Annotated in this window: 19 protein-coding genes; 6 read left to right on the forward strand and 13 right to left on the reverse strand. The window is 44.0% G+C overall.

All coding sequences use genetic code 11. From position 1 onward, the window contains the following. Positions 1 to 38: 38 nt before the first annotated feature. Positions 39 to 2,033, reverse strand: coding sequence for a penicillin-binding transpeptidase domain-containing protein (locus tag ACQCT8_RS15450; protein WP_426872531.1), 1,995 nt, complete (start codon positions 2,031 to 2,033; stop codon positions 39 to 41). 139 nt (positions 2,034 to 2,172) lie between these two features. Continuing rightward, on the reverse strand, positions 2,173 to 2,328 hold the full coding sequence (locus ACQCT8_RS15455) for a DUF1540 domain-containing protein (RefSeq protein WP_426872533.1): 156 nt from the start codon (positions 2,326 to 2,328) through the stop codon (positions 2,173 to 2,175). Positions 2,329 to 2,488: 160 nt separating this feature from the next. On the opposite strand from ACQCT8_RS15455, the gene ACQCT8_RS15460 reads away from it, so the two are divergent. Together ACQCT8_RS15460 and ACQCT8_RS15465 are read left to right on the forward strand one after the other, a co-directional pair. After that, positions 2,489 to 3,394 (forward strand): vanadium-dependent haloperoxidase, encoded by a 906-nt coding sequence (locus ACQCT8_RS15460; RefSeq protein ID WP_426872535.1) that lies wholly within the window; start codon positions 2,489 to 2,491, stop codon positions 3,392 to 3,394. A 56-nt stretch (positions 3,395 to 3,450) separates the two neighbouring features. Further along, a complete protein-coding gene (locus ACQCT8_RS15465; protein ID WP_426872536.1) occupies positions 3,451 to 3,711 on the forward strand; it encodes a GlsB/YeaQ/YmgE family stress response membrane protein in 261 nt (86 codons plus the stop codon). A 66-nt stretch (positions 3,712 to 3,777) separates the two neighbouring features. Here the strand turns inward: ACQCT8_RS15465 and ACQCT8_RS15470 are convergent, their stop codons facing one another. Together ACQCT8_RS15470 and ACQCT8_RS15475 are read right to left on the reverse strand one after the other, a co-directional pair. Beyond that, complete coding sequence (locus tag ACQCT8_RS15470; protein WP_426872538.1) at positions 3,778 to 4,530, reverse strand: ABC transporter permease; 753 nt, start codon at positions 4,528 to 4,530, stop codon at positions 3,778 to 3,780. Further along, positions 4,527 to 5,258: a phosphate ABC transporter ATP-binding protein gene (locus ACQCT8_RS15475; RefSeq protein WP_426872540.1), complete on the reverse strand. Its 732-nt coding sequence runs from the start codon at positions 5,256 to 5,258 to the stop codon at positions 4,527 to 4,529. The genes ACQCT8_RS15470 and ACQCT8_RS15475 overlap by 4 nt, the downstream gene beginning before the upstream one ends. A 235-nt stretch (positions 5,259 to 5,493) precedes the next feature. Between ACQCT8_RS15475 and ACQCT8_RS15480 the strand changes: the two genes are divergently transcribed. Further along, positions 5,494 to 6,333, forward strand: coding sequence for a manganese catalase family protein (locus tag ACQCT8_RS15480; RefSeq protein ID WP_426872542.1), 840 nt, complete (start codon positions 5,494 to 5,496; stop codon positions 6,331 to 6,333). A gap of 52 nt (positions 6,334 to 6,385) precedes the next feature. On the opposite strand, the gene ACQCT8_RS15485 is transcribed toward ACQCT8_RS15480, so the two are convergent. The 3 genes from ACQCT8_RS15485 to ACQCT8_RS15495 form a co-directional block, all read right to left on the reverse strand. Further along, positions 6,386 to 7,114 (reverse strand): alpha/beta family hydrolase, encoded by a 729-nt coding sequence (locus ACQCT8_RS15485; protein WP_426872544.1) that lies wholly within the window; start codon positions 7,112 to 7,114, stop codon positions 6,386 to 6,388. Between the two features lie 160 nt (positions 7,115 to 7,274). Beyond that, on the reverse strand, positions 7,275 to 7,718 hold the full coding sequence (locus ACQCT8_RS15490; protein ID WP_426872546.1) for a GNAT family N-acetyltransferase: 444 nt from the start codon (positions 7,716 to 7,718) through the stop codon (positions 7,275 to 7,277). Beyond that, positions 7,705 to 8,208: a GNAT family N-acetyltransferase gene (locus ACQCT8_RS15495; RefSeq protein WP_426872548.1), complete on the reverse strand. Its 504-nt coding sequence runs from the start codon at positions 8,206 to 8,208 to the stop codon at positions 7,705 to 7,707. The genes ACQCT8_RS15490 and ACQCT8_RS15495 overlap by 14 nt, the downstream gene beginning before the upstream one ends. A gap of 236 nt (positions 8,209 to 8,444) precedes the next feature. Here ACQCT8_RS15495 and ACQCT8_RS15500 point away from each other — a divergent pair, with 236 nt between their 5' ends. After that, positions 8,445 to 9,776 (forward strand): FAD-dependent oxidoreductase, encoded by a 1,332-nt coding sequence (locus ACQCT8_RS15500; protein WP_426872550.1) that lies wholly within the window; start codon positions 8,445 to 8,447, stop codon positions 9,774 to 9,776. 21 nt (positions 9,777 to 9,797) lie between these two features. Here the strand turns inward: ACQCT8_RS15500 and ACQCT8_RS15505 are convergent, their stop codons facing one another. After that, positions 9,798 to 10,253: an NUDIX hydrolase gene (locus ACQCT8_RS15505; protein WP_426872552.1), complete on the reverse strand. Its 456-nt coding sequence runs from the start codon at positions 10,251 to 10,253 to the stop codon at positions 9,798 to 9,800. Positions 10,254 to 10,412: 159 nt separating this feature from the next. Here ACQCT8_RS15505 and ACQCT8_RS15510 point away from each other — a divergent pair, with 159 nt between their 5' ends. Together ACQCT8_RS15510 and ACQCT8_RS15515 are read left to right on the forward strand one after the other, a co-directional pair. After that, positions 10,413 to 11,465, forward strand: coding sequence for a hypothetical protein (locus tag ACQCT8_RS15510; RefSeq protein ID WP_426872554.1), 1,053 nt, complete (start codon positions 10,413 to 10,415; stop codon positions 11,463 to 11,465). A gap of 3 nt (positions 11,466 to 11,468) precedes the next feature. Beyond that, the gene (locus tag ACQCT8_RS15515; RefSeq protein ID WP_278240953.1) at positions 11,469 to 11,642 is read left to right on the forward strand and encodes a hypothetical protein; all 174 of its coding nucleotides are present in this window, start codon (positions 11,469 to 11,471) and stop codon (positions 11,640 to 11,642) included. A 223-nt stretch (positions 11,643 to 11,865) separates the two neighbouring features. On the opposite strand, the gene ACQCT8_RS15520 is transcribed toward ACQCT8_RS15515, so the two are convergent. The 5 genes from ACQCT8_RS15520 to ACQCT8_RS15540 are packed head-to-tail and all read right to left on the reverse strand — an operon-like array spanning position 11,866 to position 15,596. After that, a complete protein-coding gene (locus ACQCT8_RS15520; protein WP_426872557.1) occupies positions 11,866 to 12,891 on the reverse strand; it encodes a ThiF family adenylyltransferase in 1,026 nt (341 codons plus the stop codon). After that, positions 12,888 to 13,655: a thiazole synthase gene (locus tag ACQCT8_RS15525; RefSeq protein ID WP_426872559.1), complete on the reverse strand. Its 768-nt coding sequence runs from the start codon at positions 13,653 to 13,655 to the stop codon at positions 12,888 to 12,890. Before ACQCT8_RS15525 ends, ACQCT8_RS15520 begins: the two co-directional genes overlap by 4 nt. Before the next feature lie 5 nt (positions 13,656 to 13,660). Beyond that, positions 13,661 to 13,864 (reverse strand): sulfur carrier protein ThiS, encoded by a 204-nt coding sequence (gene thiS, locus ACQCT8_RS15530; protein ID WP_426872561.1) that lies wholly within the window; start codon positions 13,862 to 13,864, stop codon positions 13,661 to 13,663. A 2-nt stretch (positions 13,865 to 13,866) separates the two neighbouring features. Next, positions 13,867 to 14,997: a glycine oxidase ThiO gene (gene thiO / locus ACQCT8_RS15535; protein WP_426872563.1), complete on the reverse strand. Its 1,131-nt coding sequence runs from the start codon at positions 14,995 to 14,997 to the stop codon at positions 13,867 to 13,869. Beyond that, entirely contained in the window at positions 14,994 to 15,596 is a 603-nt protein-coding gene (locus ACQCT8_RS15540; protein WP_426872565.1) for a thiamine phosphate synthase, read from the reverse strand. The genes thiO and ACQCT8_RS15540 overlap by 4 nt, the downstream gene beginning before the upstream one ends. Positions 15,597 to 15,607: the final 11 nt, after the last annotated feature.

Raw genomic sequence — 15,607 nt, forward strand, 5'->3', positions numbered from 1 at the left:
TTCATACATTCTTTGTTTTTTTTTAGCTGCCGGTACGCTTACTGGTTTTGAAATACTTCTGCAGCGAGCTCAGACACATACGTACTTCCGCCTTCTTCTTCTACTCCTTCAATCATCATAGCCAGTATGAACGCAGGGTCCTCCTGGTCGTAGGCTACGAAAAATCCGTTTTCTTTTCCAGATTCCTCTCCGGACTGCTTAAGTTCAGCGGTGCCGGTTTTCCCGGCAATTTGAACCTCAGGAATGTCTGCGGGACTTGCGAAGCCTGCTGTTACAACTTCCCGTAAATCACCGCGGAGAATTTCTGCATGCTCCGGCGACAGCAGGCCTTCTTTCCATACTTCCTGCTCTTCACTTTCATAAAGCAAAGGCTTCATCATTACCCCGTCGTTAACGACCATCTGATACATGGAAGCCAGATGAAGAATATTTGTCAGCATTTCTCCCTGACCGTAGGAAGTATCGACCAGCTGTCCTTCAGAACCAATCGATCCATCGTTGGAAATTTGAGAATCAGACATCGGATAAACAAAAGGCAGTTCCTCGCCATATCCCATATTCTCCAGTCCCTCAATTAAGGTTTCTTTTCCCATTTCCAATGCTACACGCGCAAAGTAAATATTATCAGAAAAAACGAGTCCTTTATTTAAATCGATCGGATTTGGCGCTTCGTGAACCCGTGTGACTGCAAAGTCTCCCCAGCCTTCATCCTGCCATTCCAATCCATTAATTGTATAGCCTTCTTCCGGGTCGAGCGTTCCTGCTTCAAGACCAATCGCAGCGGTGATCGTTTTTTGGGTGGAACCCGGTGCATAGGCTGCTGCAAAGCGATTTAAAAGCGGTGCATCAGAATCCTCAGAAAGCTCGGTATACCGTTCTCCGCTGATCCCAAGCGACCATTCACCCGGATCAAAGCCCGGAGAGCTCGTGAGGACGAGTGTTTCTCCCGTTTCAGGGTCAACTGCGGCTGCTGTTCCCTGTTTTCCTTTCATCGATTCATACGAAGTCTTTTGCAGCTCGGCATCAATGGTCAGGGTGATGTCTTCTCCATCTACTGCAGGCTGCTCCGCAACAGTGACTGTTTCTTCTTCACTTTTTTCAATCAAAATACTTCTTCCTGTTTCCGCCCGCAGCTGATCCTCCAGAAGCTGCTCAAGACCCCGCTTTCCGATTTGATCATTTGCGGTGTAGTCTTCCTCCTCCATTTCTTCAAGCTGCTCAGCGGTAATGTCACCAATGTAGCCTGTTAAATGCGAGGCGGCTTCTCCATAAGGATATTCACGCATTTCAATTTCCTGATACGTAATCCCATCCAGCTCGGACAGTCCGGCGACTTTATCTCTTTGCGAACTGGGTACTTTTTTCAAAGGTACAAACTGGCCGGCTTGCACCCAATCCTGCGCCAGCTGCTCGTCAATCGTTTCTGTGCTTAACGACAATTCTTCTGCCAGTTCAGTTTTTGCTTCATCTGTCAGTTCTCCCGAAACGGCCCCCACTTGATAGCCTGTTCCATTTACAGCAAGCGGATTTCCATTTCGGTCAAAAAGTTCACCCCGTACTCCCGGTGAGTCGGCGACTCTCACTTGATCTCCCGCTTCGAGCTCAGGAAGAATCAAAGCTGGCTGCCATTGAATAAACCAATTTTCATTTTCTTCGGTTTCTTCAAATACGACCGTAATATCCTGCTCATAATCAACCGGTCCTGCAAGCGTTTGAAAGCGAATCGGAACGGTAAAGGAGGCAGGTTCTCCTTCTTCCCACTCAGCGTCCTCTTCCACATCCGGCATCATTATTTCAAGATCCGTTACTTCCAGGTCGTCATATAATGCAGCCATGCGGTCTGCTGATTCTTCTTTTGTAAAGGTTTCTTTTGTATCAGCCGACGTATATTCGCTGTACATTTGATCAAATTCCTGATCGTTCCATAAATCTATGTATTCTTCAAGGCGTTCATCAGGCGTAACCGGGTCGCTGCAGCCCGCTAAAAACACTACACCTGTGAATAAGAAAGTGCCGATTAATGCTTTTTTCATGCTAAATCCCCCCATATTGATCTGCCTCTATGGTAACAAACAATCGTCTAATTTTGCATGATTAAAGAATTTTCTGTCAAAAAAAGAGCGTTCCACTATAAGCGGAACGCTCCTGATTTCGTATCATATATCCTTAAACCTAAGCTTGAGGTTCAAATGTTTTGCAATCGGTTTCTTCGCTATTTGATGCATTTTTCCCCTTATGACTGACCACATATATCTCTTCAGCGCCGCATCTGTTGCCTTTTTTCCAGTGTGTACAGTTATTGACTTCACATAATACGTCTTGAGCCATGGTATCCACCTCCTGATTCGTAGTATTCACGTTCAAAAAACAGTTCATACACATCCTCTGACATGGATCACATCTGCAATATATTTATTAATTACCCTATTTACACAATCCTACACCCTTTTCCTTTCATAAACTAATACATGGAATGGAGGTGAAATCCATGAAAAAATACTTGGAGTGGTCAAAAGAATCCTATGGCGGAGAAAAAACTCCTCCAAAAGATCCGATAACTCCTCTTGCCGGAGACTGGCCATTGACGTTTTTAAAACGTAATCGCAGAGGAGACTTTTTAGATCCTGACGGCAGAAGGCGGCTTGATTTGCCCATTCTTCATCCCGATCAAATTGATTTTGAAGAGGAACTTAAAGCTGTTCAGCATGCTTTAGATCATTTGACAACAGAACAGGAGAATATCGGTATTTTTTACGGCTCTGGCGTCCCCACAAAGCAGTGGACCCCAGTCATTGACCGTTTAATTGACTCTTACGGTGTAAGCCCAGTATATGCTGCGCGAATCCTTGCCGCAGTTCAAATGGCTATAAATGACACGATGATTGTGGTATGGAATCTTAAGTATAAATGGGACACAGCAAGGCCTGTTCAATACGACCATTCACTTCAACCCGTATTGTGCACTCCCCGTTTTCCTTCTTACCCTTCCGGCCATGCCAGTATGTCAGGCTGTGCGGAGGTGGTATTAAGCTACTTTTTTCCACGCGAATCCTCTAAGTTAAAGCGATTCGCAGAGGAAGATGCCATCAGCCGTCTTTACTCAGGCGTACATTTTCCAATTGACAATGATGAAGGGCTTAAGCTTGGGAGATATATTGGGGGCATCATCGTTGCACATTTAAAAGAACAGCGGGATCAGGATGGAGCGATCGACCAGCCATACAAATTGTTTACAAATGCTGATTTTTTTGCTCCGGAATTCAAACAATTTATCCCATATACTTTTTCGGATGAATGCACTTCTAATGTGAGACCCGAAAAAGGATCTTCTTCAGAGTTAACGTCTTCTGACTCTCCAAAATCCAGCCACCCTAAGCCAAAATTATTCTATTAGCCCGTTAAAGTTGTTCAGTTAGCCCTTGACCATTAAAAAGAAAGAAGGATGTACGAATGGAGTTTCTTTTGTTTTTAGTAATTGGCGTATTTATTGGATGGGTTGTGGCTGCATGCGCAGCAAAGCACCTCCCTCACTGCGGATTAAGCAGTTTGATTGTGGCAGGTGCTATCGGGGCCTGGATTGGCAGCGCGCTTTTGCCGCCGTTGGGTCCAATTTTCGTCGGGGTATATCTTTTCTCCGCTATCCTCGGTGCCCTGATCTTCGTACTGTTTGCTGTTTTGCTTTTAAAATGCTGCAATAAAAAGCATAAATAATTAGTAAAGAGGCCTGAGACGGATTTGTGTCTCAAGCCTCTTTTGTACTCAAACGGTGCCCATTATTCATCTGTTTTTCAACAGCTGCATCCTGTCATTAAATAATGTCGGATATGATAAAAAACCGAGCATGACACTGGTGACTGCCGCTGTAGTGAGTAAAAGGAACATAATGAGAAGCTGAAATTGGACTGCCTGTATCGGATCGGCTCCTGCAATAATCTGACCGCTCATCATCCCTGGCAGCTGGACAAGCCCCACTGTCTTTTGACTTTCAATGGTAGGAATCATACTGGCCTTGATGGATTTGATCAGCTGGCTGTGAATCGCTTGCTTTGGAGTTCCCCCCAGAGAGAGAACCAGCTCCGTCTGGTCCTGATGATCTTCTACTTCAGAAGTGAACCGGTTTAAAAATAAAATCGCCAGCACCATAGAATTTCCAATCACCATCCCGCTGATGGAAATGATGTATTGAGCAGTTGGCGGTGTAATTTGAAAGCCAAGTAAAATACTTTGTGTCAACACTTCGATTGAAACAAGTGTAAGCCCAACCTTCCAGGTAATCCCTTTGATGGACGCCCCTTTTCGCTTTGCATTATGTGTGGCTACCACAATCATTAACGTCACCATTAAGAAAATATAAAATAAGCTTTCTGAATCAAAAACAAATTTAAGAATGAAGCCTACGGCCAAAAGCTGAATGATGGAACGAACCGTTGCCACAATCGTATCTTTTTCAAGTCCAAGACGAAGTGTTTTGGAAAGGAGTAAGGGAATAAGGACAAAAATTAACGTAATGGATAGCGTAAGATAGGTCATGCTTCTTCTCCTTTCACGAAGCGGCGCACCTTTTCATTGACAGGAGATTCAAGCAGACTGCTTTCGCCTGTTTCGATTAAAGCCCCATTCATCATCACCCAGGTGTAGTTTCCAATGGTCAGGGCCTGCTGGAGGTTGTGAGTAATCCAAATGATGGTGGTTCCATACTTTTGATTAATTTTGCTGATCAGTTCTTCAATTTCAATAAGGGAAGCCCGGTCCAGTGAGGAAGTAATTTCATCTAATAGCAGCACCTTCGGCCGATTAACAAGTGTCCGTGCGATGGATACTTTTTGTCGTTGTCCGCCGGATAACTCCTTGCTGCTGCGATGGAGAAATTCTTTTCCAAGCCCTACATCCTCCAGCAATTCCTCCGCCTCTGCCTGATTCAGTTTATTTCCTTGCAATGCCAAGGGCAAATTAAGATTTTCAAACACGGTTCCATCTGCCATTGGCGCGCTTTGCAGGGCCATCCCCACAAGCTTGCGAAGTTCAACCGGCTCATAATCTGATATTACCTTATCCTTAATATAAATTTCACCCGAGTCAGCTGAGATAAGATGGTTGCACAATTTAAGAAGCGTCGTTTTTCCAGCTCCTGAAGGACCGACTAACGTCGTAATCTTACCCTCTGGGAATGAGCCCGTAATATTTTTTAAAATCATATTGTCACCAATTGAGTATGTGACATCATTAAAATGAATAGCCGGCTTGTAATTTTCAATCATACTTTCACTTCCTGAACTACAAATTATAATTATTATTATGTAATAAATATAACAAAAGACTCAACTAGTCGCAATCTATAAATGCGGCAGCCATTCTTTTATCCTGCCCCTAATCACAGCACCTAGTCCATTTGTTTCTATTATTGGAAAATAGTTTGAATTCAAAAATACTGGGAAAACTGAACTAGATCCAATTTTTCAAAAAGTAAAATCCATTACAAGGAGGAATTTAACCATGTTTCGTCATCAAAAAGAACTGCAGTATGAAGTAAAAGTGGATCGTCCGGATCCGATGCTTGCCAAAAATGTGCAGGAAGTTCTTGGCGGTCAGTTTGGAGAAATGACGGTTATGATGCAATACCTTTTTCAGGGATTTAACTGTCGAGGGGAAGAAAAATACAAGGATTTACTGATGGACATTGCTACTGAAGAAGTAGGTCATGTTGAAATGGTGTGTGCTATGATCAGTCAGCTTCTCGACGGTGCATCGCCTGAAGACCAGGCAAAAGCAGCAGAGGATCCAAATGTCGCAGCTATTATGGGCGGCGTAAATCCCCAGCAATTAATCGTAAGCGGACTTGGTGCGCTTCCTACTAATTCCAACGGAGTTCCTTGGAATGGTTCATATATGGTTTCAAGCGGCAATTTACTCGCCGACATGCGCTCAAATCTTCATGCTGAAACGCAGGGACGTCTTCAGGTTTCCCGTTTATATCATATGACGAAGGATGAAGGCGTCCGTTCCACTTTCCGCAAAATGCTTGCTCGTGACCGCTACCACCAGTATCAGTGGATGGCAGCAATTGCTGAATTGGAAGAGAAAAATGGCGTAGTTGTTCCAGCTTCGTTCCCTCCGGAAGCGGAATTGGAGTCTCAATCAGAGGCGTACAAGCTATTTAATTTCTCTGAAGGAGAACAGTCAAAAGAAGGTCCATGGGCGAGGGGAACTGCTCAGGATGGAACAGGTGATTTTGAGTATGTTTCAAATCCTAAGCCAAAAGGCAAAGCACCAAAAATGGAAATTCCTGCAGTAGAACTGCACCATGATTTAACAAATAAAGCATCGGATAAGTAAATGAGCAGGACGTGCACGGGTATTCGTGCACGTCTTTTGATTGCCAACCGCCTTATTCTATCTTTTCAAGCCATTCCAAGGTTATCTGCACCATTTCGTTCTGCTGTTTTAATGCAGAAATGTCAGCAGGCTGATCTCCTTTTTGTTCTCCATACAGGCCAAACTGAGCATGGTTTCCTCCTTCTATTTCACAAACCTTTGCAGATTGGGAAAGGAGAGCTTCACTTTCCTGTATTTGATCTTTTGTGGTAAGTCCGTCATTTTTTCCAAAAAGGGATAGCATCGGAAGACTTGATCCTGAAAAATCAGCTGAACCAGCAGGGTACGAAGCAAGGAACAGAACGCCTGCTATTTGATTTTCTTCTGACGCAAAAGAAGCCGCTGCAACACCGCCTAATGAATGTCCTCCAATGACCCAGGTGTCAACAGCCGGATGTTCCGCAATTACTTCTGCTGCTTTATTGCTGTCTAGTATAGCTAAATTAAACCGAAGTGAAGGAATTGCCACCAAGTATCCTTCCTCTGAAAGTTCTCTTGCATAATAAGCGTATGCTTCCGGTTCTACCTTGGCTCCCGGATAAAGGATGACTCCTTTATTGTTTGGATCCTCAGGCAAAAAGGTCAAAATGCCACCTTCTTCTGTCCAATCGTTCGGGCTAACCAACTCCTCTAATTCACTTGAAGCTTGATAGGTCTGCTGTGACCAAATATAAAAAGCAGTGAAAACGGTCAAAAATAAAGCCGCTATTGCAATTAAACTATATTTTATCCACTTCTTCATAGAATCCTCGCTTTGAAACGTTATTTTCTGCTGTATGGATTGAAAACAGCTCCGGCACTATTTGACTTGCTATTCTTACATTGTTTTTTCATCATTTAGGCTATCTTGCTTTTCCTCTTCCATGTCAGGAGGTAGGAAAAACGATGGTATTACTGCTTCTTTATTCGCACATTAAGGAGTAGGTATAGAATTCCTCATCCCGTTTGAACCCATTCTTCTCGTACAATTTTTGAGCATTTAGGTTGTCAGGGGCTGTTTGAAGTGAAAGACCTAATGCGTTTGTTTCTTTGCATAATTCGAAGGCCTGATCCAATAGCATCTGAGCAACTCCCTGTTTTCTTGCTTCTCCGATAACAAATAAATCGTTTAGAATCCAAGCACGTTTCATTGAAATGGATGAAAAAGTGGGATACAACTGAACAAATCCTACAAACTGTTCACCTTGCTGTACGGCAAAAATCGTTGAATCCTGATTATTGAGCCTCTCTTCAATGAAGAGCGCCGCATCTCTTCTATTCGATTCCTTTCCATAAAAGATGCGATATTCGTTAAAAAGCGCCGCAATTTCATCCTTGTCTTTTATTGCTGCTTTAAGTATCTTCATTATCCCGCCTGCTTTCCTCAGTAATTTCCCGCTCAAACATCACCATATCCAATGCTCGTATTCCATTTTCATAAATCGGTTCAGGATAATCCTCAAAAAAGCCTTTGCGCACCCCGCTGATACGGAAACCGGCCTTTTGGTAGAACGCAATATTTTCAATGCTTGAATTTGCAGTTCCGACGATCATCATTGTAAAGCCCTTTTCTTTAAATAACACGATTGCTTCTTCAATGACTGCTTTGCCTATTCCTTTCCCTCTAAACGAAGCGTCAATAGCAATATTTTTTAATTCGATCACTTGATTATCAATGGGGATAAAGAGCACCGCGCCAACTGTGTTTTCAGCTTTCCGGACTGAAAACAGCTCTCCTTTGTTTATATACGCAGTAATCATTTGTTGAGTTTCATCTGCTTGAAGCAGATAGGACATATAGTTTAATCGGTTTTCTTTGGGGATGGACGTTAGAATTACTCTTATCGAGTTGTTCAAACGATCTCTCCTTTCTTATTTGCAATTAATAAAGTTACTCTAGAGTGTACTAAAATGCCTTCTTTATTGCCATTCTTCTATAAATAAACCACCGTCCTGACTGCAGTTACACAACTTTAAAATTAGTTTGTGAAATATTGAGCATAACTATTGTTTTTTCTTTTGAGCCATACTATAATGAATGTACATCGAGATTGTGATGTATTTCACAATATAAAATACAGGAGGAATTCACCTTGAAAATAGCTGTGATTGGAAGTACGCATGCAGGAACAGCTGCGGTTACAAATATGGCTCAATTATATCCAGATGCTGATATTACCGTTTATGAACGAAATGACAATGTATCCTTTTTATCCTGCGGCATTGCTCTTTATGTCGGTGGCGTGGTGGAAGATCCAAAAGGTTTGTTTTACTCCTCTCCCGAAAAAATTGCTGCACTTGGCGTGAATGTAAAACTACAGCATGATGTGAAAAATATTGATACAGAGGCGAAAACGATAGAAGCAGTCAATCTGATCACAGGCCAAACCACTTTTGACCGTTACGATAGGCTAGTCATGACTACTGGTTCATGGCCTATCACACCGCCTATAGAAGGCATTAACCTTGAAAACATTCTCCTGGCTAAAAATTACACCCAGGCGAATACGATTATCGATAAAGCGAAGGACGCACAAAATATTACAGTCGTTGGAGCAGGCTACATCGGCGTTGAGCTCGTTGAAGCGTTCCAGCAGGCGGGCAAAAATGTCACCTTGATCGACGGCGTAGACCGTATTTTAAATAAATATCTTGATAAAGAATTTACCGATATTGTGGAGGAAACGTTCAAAGAACGCGGAGTAGCGCTTCGACTTGGTGAGAAGGTAGAAAAGTTTGAAGGAAAAGACCGCGTAGAAGCAGTCGTAACTGGCAATGGCCGGGTTGAGACGGATCTTGTTATCATGTGTGTCGGCTTCCGGCCTAACACCTCTTTGCTTCAGGGTAAGGTCGAGATGCTTAATAACGGCGCCATTAAAGTGGATGAATATATGAGAACAAGCGACCCGGATATCTTTGCGGCAGGCGACTGCTGTGCAGTGAAGTACAATCCGACTGGCGGACATATGTACATTCCCCTTGCTACGAACGCTGTGCGAATGGGAACGCTTGCTGCTCGCAACATCGTAGAACCAACGACTAAAAACGTCGGCACACAGGGAACATCCGGTCTCCATCTTTATGATCTGTACATGGCTTCCACCGGATTAACTGAGACTTCTGCAGCAGGAATGAAGGTTGCAATAGAAAATATTACGGTGAACGAACATCACCGTCCTGAGTTCATGCCAACCTCTGAAAACGTGATGTTGAAGGTAAGCTATCTGCCCGACACCCGTAAAATTATTGGTGCTCAGGTAATTTCAAAGGCGGACGTAACACAAGCCATTAATACGTTAAGTGTCTGCATTCAAACAGGCATGACCATTGATGAGCTTGGATTTGTTGATTTCTTCTTCCAGCCGCACTTTAACCAGCCATGGAACTTTTTAAATAAAGCAGGACTAGCTGCTGTTACTACTTGATTCATGATCTCTCGCTGCCGGCTAATGCCGGCAGTTTTTTTGTGCTAGATATTCTTTGATCTTTTCTTTCGTTTCCTCCGGGTACACAATACATGTTTCATTTTCCATTTCTTCTAAAGGAACCCATATTGCCACAGTTTCTTTTCCAGGTTCAGTAACATGGAACAATTCTTCCTCGTAAAGCATAGGATCCTTAAAAGAAGCTGCATAGAGCAGGATGATTTCATGGCCGGTTTGGTCATCTACTCGAAAGATTGATTCCAGACAGCCCAGATAGCAATCAATTTCTATCTCTGCACCAATTTCTTCTTTATATTCTCTTTTCAATGCATCGCCAGATTTCTCTCCCAGTTCGATCGTTCCGCCTAATGGACGGTAAAATACCCCTGTTCCTTTTGAATGCTTTCGGTTTTGCTGCTCGAGCAGAACGCTGCCTTCTTTAAAGATAACTCCAAGTGTTTTTGCAGTGGGCCTCATACAGAGCCTCCTTTTTTCCTGTTATTTCCGTTTATAACCTACAGAAAAGGGAATTGTTTCAATTAAATACATAACAATCTGCTGTAATTTCATTTATCTAGACATGTTCGCTGCTTTTCTCTAATAGTGTAAACGAAAGATTGCGCGAGGGGGATAAAAATGAATCAGGATCCTCATTATATTAAAGGCATGCTGGAGCGTTTAAAAGATCTTGATGATCTGACACGAACCATGCAGGAAAAATTTGAAGGTGAAGGCAACCGAAATAAATATGCATGGATGGTCCTTCCTTTTTTCAAAGCATTTTATGTAAAAAAAGGCACGACAGATGATGTGGTGCAGCGAATTATGAATATCGTTTCCTCACCCATTGTGATTGCGGCGTTTGGCGCATTAGGCTATCTTAGTTTTATTACGACGATAGAAGGCATCCTGTCACAGCCTTATCTTTACATAGCAATTGGCATTGCCCTTTATTTATATTCAGTGATTGTTTTGTTCTTCAGACAGCTGGATTTTAAAGATGAACTCTTTGATCTCCATGCTTTCAAAGCGATTCATCCTTCTCTTTACCAGTCCTTTCAATCCTTTAGCGGCACAGCGCCTTTTTCATTTAACAGTCTGCATGAATCCATCCGGACCATTTTAGAACGGGAGCAGCAAACCGGCATCGAAGCGTATACAGAATTAAAGGCCGTCTATGAAAAACTGGAAAAATTGACGGAAGAACGTGATCTCCTGATAAAGGACATTGAATTTTATGAAGCCAATTTAGCGAATTTGTTAAGTGTTTACGATCATTCATTAAAACTGGTACAGGCTTCGATCGACCACAGCGTAACAAAGGATATTTTATATCTATACTCTGACTACAGCCTTTTTGAAAAAGCGGGTGATCTGCTAGTGTTGAAGGAAGGACATCACACATATGATATACCTAAGGAGATCTCGCTTAAGGACACAGAAAAACAGAATTGGGCGATCGTTAAGGCATGTCATGCTGAAAAAGAAACGGATTTATTCCAGATAGATATAAGGCATCATCAAGTGTCATTGGCGATAAAAATGGAAGTGCTGCAGACCGTCTATGTTTATTCCTTTCATTTTCCAGAGCGGGAAATGGATCGTCTGATTGATCAGATTATGAGGGATGAACTACACACTTTGCTCTATCATTGCATTTTGCTGTATAATAAAGAAAAGGAGGGATGACCCATGGACGATATTATTCTGAAGAAAAAGTCGTATTTAGATGATATCCGAGAGCGCCGGGAACGCTATGCTGCACTGACTGCCTCATCCAGCAGCGTCATCATCAAGCCTTCTATTGCCCCGGAATTAAAGAAAAGGTCTGATATGCTTAAGCAGATCTTAGATGATACGAAATAGATAAGGCTGACTCATGCTGCGTCAACAGCATGTTTAAAACCAAAACTCCCTTCCTGATGGAAAGGAGTTTTTTCTATCTTTATTTTCCTGATCTTTCAAACGGTTTTGCTGGTTAGGAACGAGGCCTTTATCCTGCTGGGGAATTTTTTGAGTCGTGGATTTTTTTCTCAAATCCCCTCAAGTCTTCGTGATCATTTTTTCCTTTTTAGGGAAATAGAATCGTTCAGGTTGTCAGGAGCTGCTGGTAAAGCATAGCGGCCTTTTCCCTGTCCTTCGTGCCGTGCACCAGCACTCTTCCATCTTTAAAGAAAACCAGCCGATGCTTTGCCTGATGAACAAGCAGGTATTCATTTCGCACTGTTTTCCCCTCTTTTTCCTGCAGCAGTGCTTCAAGCTTGTTGAGATCCCGGGCATTATTTTCAAGAGGACGGATCTGGATCGTGTCTCTGCCACATAATACATCCAGCTGAAATCCATCTTTTTGCTGAAGAAACGGATAGGTTGGATCTACTCCACAGGATGGACAGCTTTCCTTTTTGACTTTCTCTACCCGGACAGCCTGATGCTGATAGTTCCATAAATCAAAGGTAATAAGTTCTCGTCTCAGCTCGGATCGATCTCCCGTACATAATTTCAGTGCTTCTGTCACCTGATGTGCTGTAACCACATGAACGATGGGACTGATCACTCCATTTGTATCACAGGTCGGTCCCTGCAGCGGCAGTTTTTGCAGCAGGCAGTGAAGGCAAGGGGTTTCGCCAGGCAGGATCGTATAGCTCATGCCATAGCTTCCCACACATGCGCCGTAAATCCAGGGCACCGAATATTTTTGTGCAGCATCGTTGATCAAAAGACGGATGTCAAATTGATCCGTGCCATCCAAAATCAGATCAATCTCTCCTTTTTGAAGCAGCCGTTCTAAATCCGGACCCGCTACATCCATGATATGTGCCGTCACTTCTACCTCGCTGTTGATCTTTTTAAGCTTTTGCTGTGCTGCAATTGCTTTTGGCAAATGGTTTTTTGCATCTTCCTCGTAATAGAGGAGCTGGCGGCCGAGATTGCTCCAGTCAACATAATCACGGTCGACAATCGTAAGCTTTCCGATCCCTGCCCGAACCAGCATATCCGCAGCAGAAGACCCAAGCGCTCCAAGGCCGATTAAAAGCACATGCTTGTCCCTTATTTTTCTTTGCCCTTCTACACCAATAGGAGCAAAAAGTTCCTGACGGGAATATCTTTCGTTCATGATTGGATCATTCCTGCTTCAGGCGAGCTGGCAACGGCATAGGTTTTTTTAGAGATCCGGCCCGCTTCAAATCCCAAACGTCCCGCTTCAATGGCTTTTTTCATCGCAAGCGCCATTTTGACCGGATCCTTTGCGCCTGAAACCGCAGTATTCAGCAAAACACCGTCGGCCCCCAGTTCCATTGCATAGGCTGCGTCAGACGGAGAGCCAATACCTGCATCCACAATAACTGGGACAGAGGATTGCTCAATGATCCACTGAAGATTTAAAGGATTCATGATCCCCTGACCTGATCCAATCGGTGAGGCGCCGGGCATGATCGCATGGCAGCCTAATTCCTCCAGGCGTCTTGCCAGCACGACGTCATCCGAGGTATAAGGAAGTACAATAAATCCCTCATCAAGCAGCATTTCACAGGCCCGCAGTGTTTCAACCGGATCCGGCAGCAGCGTTTTAGAGCATCCGATTATTTCCACCTTCACCATATCGCACAGCCCGCTTGCTTTTGCCAAACGTGCAGTCTGCACCGCTTCCTCTGCGGTACTTGCTCCTGCTGTATTGGGAAGCAGGCTGTAGTCGCTGCGCTCCAATTCCTGCAGCAGATTCGGCTGATTTTTATCAAAGATATCCATTTTCCGAACAGAAAACGTGAGAATATCCGCTTCCGATACCTCTACTGCTTTCTTCTGCGATTCAAAGTCCGGGTATTTTCCTGTTCCAAGCAGTAATCGTGAACGGAATGTTTTGTCCGCTATTTTTAACATTGTATTTATCCTCCTCCTACAAATTGCACAAGCTGAATGCTATCGTTTTCCCCAATCGCCTGTGTTTTATGATCTGCATGATCTATCACTTCTTTATTAAGCTCTACCATCACGACCCGATCCATCAGTTCATAGTGGTGCAGCAGTTCTTCAACCACGCTGATTTTATCTGGAACGTCAACGGTCTCTCCGTTAATGATCAGTTTCATGTTCATTCTCTCCCCGCATAAGAAATTTGTCTCTCCATACTGAATGTCTGAAGCCAGTCCTCTCTTACCTTTCGCCCTTCAAGAAGATCAGCCATATAAACACTGGTCCCTGCTGATAGTAAAATGCCGTTCCGGTAGTGTCCTGTTGCAATCCAGACATGATCCAGCTCCCGATGTCTGCTCATATACGGCAGACCATCCGCTGTTTGAGGGCGGATGCCAGCCCACGATTTTTCAAAGCTTGCCTCCTTGAGGGCCGGAAGCAATCCTGCTGCTTTTTCCATGAGGCCCATGATCCCTTTCACTTGTACTCTTTCATTGAAAGAATGCGGTGTTTCAGTAGCGCCGATCAGCAGCCTTCCCGCTTTTTTAGGGACGATGTAGCACCCCTCTGTGAATAAGGTGGATTGCAGGAGCTGCTGCTTTGCAAGAACAGAAAAGCATTCTCCTTTTACAGGATACGTATTCAGTTCAATCCCTGTGTTCTGCAAAAGCTCCTCACTCCACGCTCCTCCGGCCACCATCACATGATTGCTTTTAATTGGACCAGCGGAGGTCATGACTCCATTTACTTTTCCGTTCTCCACAATTAATGAATAAACCTGTGTATACTCTAGAAGTTTTGCTCCATTTGATATGGCTCCATGAACAAAAGCTGTGGATAACGCGGCTGGATTCACATGGCCATCTCCAGGTATCCACAATCCACCCAGTCCCCCGGTTTGAATCGCAGGCTCCCGATCCTGTATTTCTTTTTCTTCAAGCCAAAATGACGGTCCATTTGCTTCCTGTAATTGAAATGCCCGATCCTTCAAGTGTTTCTGTTCAACCGGGTTTCGGGCGAGCTTAATCATTCCTTTTTGCACGAGCTCAATATCGATTCCTGTACATTCCTGAAGCTCTTCTTTTAAACCGTCAAACATCGCTTTGCTGTATTGAGCGAAGGAGTAAAGCGGCGAATCAAGATTCATTTCAGCCTGTGCTCCAAGCATGCCGGCAGCCGCTTTTGACGCTTTTTGTCCGGCTTCTCCCTGATCCACCAGACAGACTTTTGCTCCCCTTTTTGAGAGTTCATAAGCGATAGAACCCCCGATTACTCCCGCACCAACGATGGTTACATCCGGCTTTATCAACTGAATTCCCCCTCCCGATAGGCAGCTATGGCAGCTAGTGGGTCCTGCGCATTCATGACGCCCGATTGTACTGCGATGCCAGCTGCCCCTGTCTGTTTGATAAGTGGAATGTGACGGGGCTTTATTCCACCGATCGCGATAACGGGAACTGAACATGCCTTCACGGTGTGGATCAGCGCTTCTGTCCCTCTTGGCGGAAGTCCGGGCTTTGAGTCCGTTTCAAAAATATGGCCAAAAATCACAAGGTCTGCTCCTGTATCAGCTGCTTGCCCCGCTTCTTTCTGGGAATGAACCGAAACGCCTGCCCGAATATGAGGGTTCAGCTTTTTCACTTCAGCCACCGGCAGACTGTGGTAGGCAAGCTGTACGCTGAGATTTCTTGTGAGTGCAACGTCAACACGGTCATTCATCACGATTTTCTCTGGGGGGACTCCCTGTTTTAAAAGAAGATCCACCCACTCCAGCAATTGAGAAGCCGTTGCTCTTTTTTCCCGTATATGAAAGTAATCCACAGCCTTATGCACATATCCCGCAATCTCAATCCATTGGGCGGGCGGTTGTCCACCTGTGGATAAGACGTGCAGCTGTAAAGCACACATTCGATTTACCT

The organism is Jeotgalibacillus proteolyticus, assembly GCF_050107735.1.
Taxonomy (GTDB): domain Bacteria; phylum Bacillota; class Bacilli; order Bacillales; family Jeotgalibacillaceae; genus Jeotgalibacillus; species Jeotgalibacillus proteolyticus_A.